This is a genomic window from Mycobacterium sp. IDUB_19, from assembly GCF_055419445.1.
This window is the reverse complement of the sequence record NZ_JBVAXR010000013.1, coordinates 132,454-139,719: the sequence shown is the minus strand read 5'-3', so window position 1 is coordinate 139,719 and position 7,266 is coordinate 132,454. Positions and strand designations below refer to the sequence as shown.

Annotated in this window: 6 protein-coding genes, 1 tRNA gene and 1 pseudogene; 3 read left to right on the top strand and 5 right to left on the bottom strand. The window is 65.8% G+C overall.

All coding sequences use genetic code 11. The features are described 5' to 3' along the window. The 3 genes and pseudogenes from ACZY0B_RS13405 to ACZY0B_RS13395 form a co-directional block, all read right to left on the bottom strand. A pseudogene (locus ACZY0B_RS13405) lies at positions 1-131 on the bottom strand (WXG100 family type VII secretion target); the annotation flags it as partial. Between the two features lie 149 nt (positions 132-280). Beyond that, entirely contained in the window at positions 281-1,435 is a 1,155-nt protein-coding gene (locus ACZY0B_RS13400; protein WP_463764599.1) for a PPE family protein, SVP subgroup, read from the bottom strand. A gap of 53 nt (positions 1,436-1,488) precedes the next feature. Continuing rightward, positions 1,489-2,403 carry a PPE family protein, SVP subgroup gene (locus ACZY0B_RS13395; protein ID WP_463764598.1) on the bottom strand — a complete coding sequence of 305 codons (915 nt, stop codon included), beginning with the start codon at positions 2,401-2,403 and terminating at the stop codon, positions 1,489-1,491. Between the two features lie 358 nt (positions 2,404-2,761). Between ACZY0B_RS13395 and ACZY0B_RS13390 the strand changes: the two genes are divergently transcribed. Next, positions 2,762-2,835 (top strand) — tRNA-Leu (locus tag ACZY0B_RS13390). A gap of 106 nt (positions 2,836-2,941) precedes the next feature. Here ACZY0B_RS13390 and ACZY0B_RS13385 read toward each other — a convergent pair. Next, positions 2,942-3,271, bottom strand: coding sequence for a DUF732 domain-containing protein (locus tag ACZY0B_RS13385; RefSeq protein WP_463764597.1), 330 nt, complete (start codon positions 3,269-3,271; stop codon positions 2,942-2,944). 144 nt (positions 3,272-3,415) lie between these two features. After that, positions 3,416-4,630: a class I SAM-dependent methyltransferase gene (locus tag ACZY0B_RS13380; RefSeq protein ID WP_463764596.1), complete on the bottom strand. Its 1,215-nt coding sequence runs from the start codon at positions 4,628-4,630 to the stop codon at positions 3,416-3,418. A 96-nt stretch (positions 4,631-4,726) separates the two neighbouring features. Between ACZY0B_RS13380 and ACZY0B_RS13375 the strand changes: the two genes are divergently transcribed. Beyond that, positions 4,727-5,521 (top strand): hypothetical protein, encoded by a 795-nt coding sequence (locus tag ACZY0B_RS13375; RefSeq protein ID WP_463764594.1) that lies wholly within the window; start codon positions 4,727-4,729, stop codon positions 5,519-5,521. A 62-nt stretch (positions 5,522-5,583) separates the two neighbouring features. After that, complete coding sequence (locus ACZY0B_RS13370) at positions 5,584-7,167, top strand: esterase-like activity of phytase family protein (RefSeq protein WP_463764593.1); 1,584 nt, start codon at positions 5,584-5,586, stop codon at positions 7,165-7,167. The last annotated feature ends 99 nt before the right edge of the window (positions 7,168-7,266 follow it).

Here is a 7,266-nt window from a genome sequence, read left to right as displayed (position 1 = left end):
CCAGCGCCGGCGATGTTCATCGACGACGACCACATCTTGCGAGCCTCATCCGACACCGTCTGCGCGTGCATCTCAAAGCGGCCCGCCATCGCACGCATCGCGTGCGGGTCGGTCATAAAACGTGTTGCCATGTTGCCCTTCTCCTTTTTCGGTTGATGCCTTCATTCATGGAAGTCTTTGCGATTGGTAGCTGTGCGGCGGTAGCCGCGCAGCGCACAGATTACGGCTTAGCGGTTAACTGCCGGCCTCCAACGAGTTACATGTGACCCTTTTTTGTGCGTCACACGACGACCTGTTTGGGCATGACAATCGGCTTGAAGCCGTACCGCGGTCCCGAGCCGCCGAACGCGCCGGCGCCCTTGGCACCTGCGCCGACCATTCCCGGCATACCGGGGGCGCCCATGCCCGTCCCGGCTTCCTCGGTGGCGACTTGCCAGCCCGAGCCCTCGAGCGGAGCGGTGGCCGAAGCCAACTCCGCCGTCGGGGTGGCCGCGGACCAGGTGGCCGGCACCGAGAGCTTGCCGACCGTGGTGGCCTGGCCCAGGCTGCCCATCGCGCCCGCACCGAGGCCGCCGACCGGAGTGACCGCTCGGACCATGGTCCCCTCGACCACGCCGGCCGAGCCGGCTTCGGGGACCACGTCGCTGACCGCCGCTGCCGGCACCGCGGCACCGGCGAACGTGTGACCCAGCGAAACTGCCGTCGGGATGGTGTTCATGACGAACCAGGCCGCGGTGTTGACCGCGCCGTTGATCCCGTTGAAGACCGCCGGGGTGCCGAGGAAGCCGTCGATCGACTGCAGCAGGTCCGTGCTCTGGAAAGGCAGGGCGGCGCTGATGCTCGCGAGCGGGGCCGCGGCCGGGGCCGCCAACGCATTGGCGGTAGCGAGCCCTTGCGCACCCGGGTCGGTGGTCGTCGTCAGCGGCGTCACCGGCGTCAGGACGCCGGCCGCCATCGACGCGGCCTGATAGGTGGCCATCGTGGTGGCGTCTTGGACCCACATTTCGGCGTACTGGGCGTCCAATGCCGCGATCTCAGCGGCGACGGTCGGGATGACGGCGAGCGGCAGTAAGGCCGCCTGTGTAGTTCTATTAGCGAGGACCAGCTGCGGGGGCACCGTCGCCGCGAACGCCGCCTCATAGGCGGCCGCCGACGCCGTGGCCTGGGCGGCGGCCTGCTCGAGTGTCGCCGCCGTTTCGGTCAGATAGGTCACGATGGGCTGGGCCGCGGTTGCCGCCGCTGCCGACCCGCCACCCGTCCACTGCTCGGTGGTCAGCAACGAGATGATGGACTCCCACTGGCTTGCGGTGGCGCTCACCTCGGCGGCCAGGTTGGCGTACGCCGTCGCGGCGGCCATCAGCGGCCCGGCGCCCGCACCGGAGTACATGAGCGATGAGGTGATCTCTGGAGGCAACGCCGCGAAATCAATAGCCATTTTTGTATCCCGCTCCTTCTATCTGTCCGAATATCGCTTTGGTTGAATCGCTGCTAAACGGCTGTCGGCTTCGGCATGACGATCGGCTTGACGCCGTAGCGCGGCGCACCGAAGCCACTGGAGGCGCGTCCCGCACCGGGGGCGACCATGCCGGGCATGCCGGGCACCATTCCCGTGCCCGCTTGCGGTGCGGCGCCGGTCCAGCCCACGGTCTGCAGCGGCGTCGCGGTGGTGCCCACCACCGGCGTGACCTGGCCGCCGGCCCAAGTCGGGGGCGCGGTCAACTGGCCGACCAGGGTGCCCTGGCCCAACGCGGCCACCGGCATGCCGCCCATGCCCGCCATGCCGATCGGCGCTGGCGACGTCGAGGCGGCGAGGTCCGCGGCGCCGGCGGCGGCGGCAGCGTCGCCGATGGTGTCACTTCCGGCGGGAAGCAGACCACCACCGGCCATCCCGACCAGGTCGGAAGCGGCCGATGCCCAGTTGCCACCACCGATGTTGAGGATGTTGGCCCCATTACTCGACAGGCCGAATATCCCGCCCAGCATGGTCGGGTTGGTGTAGTTACCGGTGCCACCAAGCAGGTACTGGAGGATGTCGAGCGCACTGCTGCCGGGACCGGGGGCAGCGACCGCGGCAGCGGCAGCGTTGGGACTGATCGCATTGGAAAGGACTGCCGAGGCCGCATTCGCCGACTCGGCGTCGCCGTAGCTGTTGGAGCTCACACCCAGGTTGGCCACATACGACTCCAGCTGTGCCTGAGCGTCGGCCGCGGTCCCCTGGTAGGTGGTGCCGAACGTCGAGAAGGTGGCCGCCTGCTGGATCGAAACCGGGTCGGCGGCCGCGGGAGCGATGATGGTGGTCGCCGACGCGGCGCCCGCGTTCTGCGCTGCCAGGTTGGTATTCACCCCCCCGAGCAGTTGCTGCGCGGCAAGCAACTCTTCAGTCACTGTTGTCAGGAATGACATCCATTGCTCCTCTGGTGTTGGAACCATGTCGACCCAAGGCTCTGGGTCAACCTGCGTGGTGGCGTACAAGCCCCTGTGTGATGGCGTAAGGCTAATTTCCCCACCGACCAAGTTCCCGATTGAAATGGCGTGGGTGACGGGCGTTTACGGCCTTTTAACGACGACGCCGGCAGTTTTAACAAGGTCCTGGCGCTCGACATAGCCGTGTCATCTGACACTAAGGGCGCTACAGCCAAAAATCGCGCGGCGCGCGGATCTTACGCGAAGCTCCTCCAGCGCGCACCCCCAGAAATCGGGCAAATTCGGATGGGACGCGGTGTCGGAGATCTGCGGCTCGCGCGCTACATTCGCCGCCGGGGCCCCCATAGCCCAATTGGCAGAGGCAGCGGACTTAAAATCCGTCCAGTGTCGGTTCGAGTCCGACTGGGGGCACGACAAAAGAAGTGCTCACCGAGCACACGCCTCGGGTGTGATCACCCGTTAACGCGGAAGAAGTGGTGACCGGCGGGCGACGCCCGCGCCCCATGCCGGGGCCAGCTCACATTTTGCTGCGGTTCTCCGGGCAGTAGGCGGCAACCGCCGCACCCACGATGCTGCCCGCACCGTTGTTGCTCACCCCGAGGGCCTTTTTCACATCGCCGACGGTTTGCTCCATCGTGTCCCCACCGGCAAAGTCCGTGCACACCGCGTGGCCGACGTTGATCATCGTCCCGTCCTGGCCGTTTGCCCAGCTCAGCCCCCGCTGCTGCAGGGTCTGCAGGTACGTGTCATCTGCTGGGTCGGCAGTCGCGATCGGGGCGGCGGCGATGCCAAGGAGGCCGGCCACAACGGCTGCGATCGGGCCAGCCAACCGTGCCGTTTTCTTCATCCGTCGACTCCTTGGTGTGAATTACCGTCGTGCAAGACCCGAATCCTAACTTCGTCCTGACATTATGTCTCGCCGACGGAATGGGCGGCATCCGTCTGCGCTCGATTGTCGCCACGAGCGGCGTTCCAATACAACGTATTACAGCTATGGCGAGCACGCGCCGATGGCCATCGCCAGAAAGTCCATCCGCCATAGCTCACGGAAAAGCCTGCGCGCATGGCTCTCCGCCTCGCCTGCGGCACCGTCACCGCGCTGTGCGACCACGGCGGCGATCTCACCTATGCTGCGACGGCCGTCGACGAGTTGCGCGAAAGCCAGATCGGCCGGGCCGAGCCGCAGCCGGGCGCCGGGTCCCATCAGGTCGGCCCCGGACAACAGGCACGCGGTGCGCGACATGGGAATGTAGTCAAGGGTCTGGGCCGCCGAGAAGTCGATCGTGTACTGCTCCTTCGGGCGGTCCGGGCGGCAGGCCATGAAAAAATGTGTTGCATTCTTAGGTTGCAGTCGTTCCATCACCGACCACAGTTCGATCTCGGGCAATTTCGCTAGGTCAGATGCGAATTTGCTTGACGGCGTGAGGATTTCGTGCGGATAGTACGGAGACTTGTGGAACCACCCCTGAAATGTGAGCCCGGCCGAGGCGACCAGATCGAGGCATTCGTGGACGGTGTAGCTGCGCTGGCGGCCATGCAGGAAGGTGTCGACGAGGGCGCCGTCGTTTAGCAGATCGCGAGCCACCGTCAAGTAGCTGCGGACGGGATGATCGGCGGGCAGCACCGCGATGATGTCCTTGACCACCTGCACCGATGCCTCGTCCTGAGACAGCCCCAAGTCGCGAAAAACCGACTCGAGCAGCTCGACCCCGATCCGGCCGTACCTCGCATAGAGCATCACCCCCATGGCGCCGTCGCGGCGCAAACAGCTGGCGAGCGCCCGCATGCCCGCCAACGGGTCGGCCATGTGATGCAGAACGCCGGTGGACACGATCAGGTCGAAGTCGAGGCTCAGCGCTGACACCTCTTCGATCGGAAGTAAGTGCAGTTCCAGGTTGTGCAGGGCGTGCTTGTCTTTCAGATATTGCTGGTGATTCAGTGCCGATCGGCTGACGTCGACGGCCACGACTTTGGCGGCGCGGTTGGTGAAGGCGAATACCGCCGCCTGGTTAGCGCCGCAACCCGCGATCAGAATGTCCAGGTCGGGCCGGTAGTCCCGGTCCGGCCACAACACCCGGTGCGCCCGGAACGGGTCGAACCACTCCCAGTTGTTCTTCGCGTAGGTCTCGAGGTCGTCGATGGGCGGCGGGTACTGCCACCGGTCGTATTGCCGGGAGACCACGTCGTTGCGCGGATCGTCGTTCACTACAGACGCAATGTAATGGCTTTGCTGGGTTGTCGCAGGACGCGATGCGGCGGTGCGCGCCGCGGTATGAGCCAGCAACTCATACACTGGCCCACCGTGGGCATGCTCTTTGGATTTGCGCCGTGGCTTATCTACTGGGTGCTGGTTGGCAATGTTCCTTTCAAGACCGCCGTGGTTGTCGCGCTTGTGATCGCTGCCGCCGCGTATCTGATCGGGCGCCTGCTCGGTAAGTCGGGCGGCACCCTGGAGGTCGGGGCGGTCGCCACATTCGCGGTGCTGACGGTTCTGACGTTCACGCTCAGCGAGTCGTTCATGCACCGATGGATCCAGCCACTCAGTAGTGGCGGGATCTTCCTGGTGGCTCTCGTCGGCCAGCTGGTCGGCAAGTCGTTCGTGCGCGAGTTCGCCGCGGCGGAGCAGCCTCCCGACGTGGTCAAGACCGAGCTGTTCGACCGGATCACCGATGTCTTGTCCTGGATCTGGATCGCCGCGTTCGCCGGCATGACGGTGTCGTCCGCGATTCCGCCGGTCCTGGAGGAGTTCGGCGGACGCGAGGCCACCATCCTCGACACGCATACCCCGCTGCTGTTCATCTGTTACTGGGTCATCCCGTACTCGCTCCTGGGTTTGGCGGCGTTGGCGTCACGGTATGTGCCGGAGCGGATGCTCTCCGGGATCGAGGATCTGGCCCGGGAAACCTCGTTCGTCGCCTACGACGAAGCAACGATCGATGAGCTGTATTACCTTGCCCAGGAGCACGCGAATCGCGAGGTCGGGCCGGGCAAGGAGGCGTACAGCGTGAAGGTCGGGGGGATGGGAACTCCGCTGACCGGAGACGAGTCGCGCAAGTCGTGGCCCTCGTCCTACAAGGTGCGCGAAAAGAAGCACTAGGGCACGCTGTCGGCGCGCGCGGCATTCACCAGGGCGACAACTTCCACTTGTTAGGTCGTTGCATGGCATCCAAGAGGACCTGGCCGCTGGCTGCGGCCATGGTGCTGATCACGGTGGCGGCCTGCTCGTCGGCTGGCTCCGGGGCAGGCGCTAAGCCGGAGTTGAGCACCAGCGCCGGCAAGGCGCTGACCATCACCGGTGACCAGATGCTGGCCGTAACGGATGGAGAGACGCCGGTGGCGTTCGGCAAGCCCGAGCACGGCAGCATCGCGTACGGCGCCAACGGCGCGATGATCTACACCCCCGATGCCGGCTTCACCGGCACCGATCGGCTCCACATCACCGTCACGCCCAGCGTCAAGCTCTACGCCGAGAACTTGCCGCCGCTCGCCACTGTCGGCGGCGTCGCCATCCAGGCCAATGCGCACGGTTCCGCAATCGCCCCGGTACCGGGTAGCTCCAACGAGATCTACGGCCTGACCGACCGGGGTCCCAATGTCGCCGGGCGCACGCCGAACGAAATCGTTTTCCCGATACCGGATTTCCACCCGCAGATAGCCAAGCTCAAGCTCGCCGACGGTGTGGCGTCGGTGGAGCAAATCATCACGCTGGCCGGCAAGGACGGCGCCCCCTTGGTCGGGCTGTCCCACCCGCAGGCCACCACCGGCGAGTCGATGGTCGACATCAACGGCGCACCGTTGCCGCCGTCCGATCACGGCCTGGACGGCGAGGGCTTGGTCGCGTTACCGGACGGCACGTTCTGGGTTTCCGACGAATATGGCCCGTTCATCGTCCATTTCGACGCCAATGGCAAAGAGCTGGAACGCCTTTCGCCGTTCGACGAAACTCTGCCCAAAGAGCTGTCGCTGCGCAGCCCGAACCAGGGGATGGAGGGCCTGACCGTCACCCCCGACGGCACCACACTGGTGGGCATCATGCAGTCGGCGCTGCAAACACCGGGACTGGTCGGCCCGTCGACGTCGGTCCCGATCACCCGCATCGTCACGATCAGACTCGCCAACCGCAGCGACGTGCACGAGTACCTGTACCCGCTGGCCAACCCGCAGCAGACCAAGGTCGCGGTCTCGGAAATCACCGCGGTCACGGGCACCACCTTCCTGGTCGACGAGCTTGACGGTGAGCCACAACCCAAGGGCAACAAGAAGATCTACCTGGCCGACATCTCCGGGGCCACCGATGTCGGGCCGCGCGCGAAGCTGCCCGGGGCGACCTATCAGGCCGACGGCGGCGGGCTGCTGATCAACGGCGTTCCGATCGAGACCTTCGTCGGGATCGGCGGGGTCGACGCGGCCACCGCCAAACTCCGCGCCGCCGGCATCACCGTAGCCGGCAAGAAGCTCAAGCTTGATCTCACCGACCTGCTCCGGGCGCTCTCCGCCGACGGCAACTTCTTCGGACACGCCAAGATCGAAGGCGTCGTCACCCCGGACGGCGGAAAGACGATATTCGTGGCCAACGACAGCGATTTCGGGCTGGCCGGCCTGGCTTCCACCACTGTGCCGTTTGCGCTCAAGCCCAAGATGGCGCCCAACGGCGCTCAGGACAGCGGCGAGATTCTGACGGTCGACACGAGGAAGCTGCCCCCCACGATGGAGTCGGAGACCGTTCCTATCAAGGTCGGCTGAGGCCCGAGTCGCCTGCGCCGCCGTCGCTGCTTCGATTGTGCGTCAACGGCTTTGGGCGTGCGCATTCGGCGAGGCTCATCGGCGTGTCGCCGCCCTGGG

What these genes read in the sequence shown, in the direction of transcription:
- ACZY0B_RS13400 (WP_463764599.1), bottom strand. Translation starts at nt 1,435, where the DNA reads ATGGCTATTGATTTCGCGGCGTTGCCTCCAGAGATCACCTCATCGCTC.
- ACZY0B_RS13395 (WP_463764598.1), bottom strand. Translation starts at nt 2,403, where the DNA reads ATGTCATTCCTGACAACAGTGACTGAAGAGTTGCTTGCCGCGCAGCAA.
- ACZY0B_RS13385 (WP_463764597.1), bottom strand. Translation starts at nt 3,271, where the DNA reads ATGAAGAAAACGGCACGGTTGGCTGGCCCGATCGCAGCCGTTGTGGCC.
- ACZY0B_RS13370 (WP_463764593.1), top strand. Translation starts at nt 5,584, where the DNA reads ATGGCATCCAAGAGGACCTGGCCGCTGGCTGCGGCCATGGTGCTGATC.